1 protein-coding gene is annotated in these 700 nt (G+C 66.4%); it reads right to left on the bottom strand.

Annotated elements, in window-relative coordinates:
* On the bottom strand, positions 1-700 hold a 700-nt coding region (locus tag A9976_RS12295; protein WP_183019250.1), incomplete at both ends, for an ABC transporter ATP-binding protein.

Raw genomic sequence — 700 nt, forward strand, 5'->3', positions numbered from 1 at the left:
GTGCATGGCGCCCAGGCGCGGCACGGCGGACAGCAAGGCGCGCGTATAGGCATGCTGCGGACGCGCGAAGATCTCGTCCGAACCGCCCTCTTCCACCTTGTCGCCGCGATACATCACCAGCACGCGGTCGGCCACTTCGGCCACCACACCCATGTCGTGCGTGATGAAGATCACGCCCATGTTCATCTCTTCCTGCAACTGACGGATCAGTTGCAGGATCTGCGCCTGGATGGTGACGTCCAGCGCGGTCGTCGGCTCGTCGGCGATCAGCAGCTGAGGCTTGCACGACAACGCCATCGCGATCATCACGCGCTGGCGCATGCCGCCCGACAACTGGTGCGGATAGCGGTCCAGGATGGCGCGCGCCTCGGGGATTCGCACGCGTTCCAGCATGCGCAGCGTTTCGGCGCGCGCGCCGGCCGCGTCCAGCCCCTGGTGCAACTGCAGGGCTTCGGCGATCTGGTTGCCGGCGGTGAAGCTGGGGTTCAGCGACGTCATCGGCTCCTGGAAGATCATCGCCACATCGGCGCCGCGCACGCGTTGCAGCGTGCTGTCGGGCGCGTGGGCCAGATCCAGGACGTCGCCATTGCGGCGGCGCAGGAACATGTCGCCATTGACGATCTTGCCGCCGCCATACTCCACCAGGCGCATCAACGCCAGCGACGTCACGGATTTGCCTGAACCGGACTCGCCCACGATG

Source organism: Delftia sp. UME58 (genome assembly GCF_014170385.1).
Taxonomy (GTDB): Bacteria; Pseudomonadota; Gammaproteobacteria; order Burkholderiales; family Burkholderiaceae_C; genus Comamonas; species Comamonas acidovorans.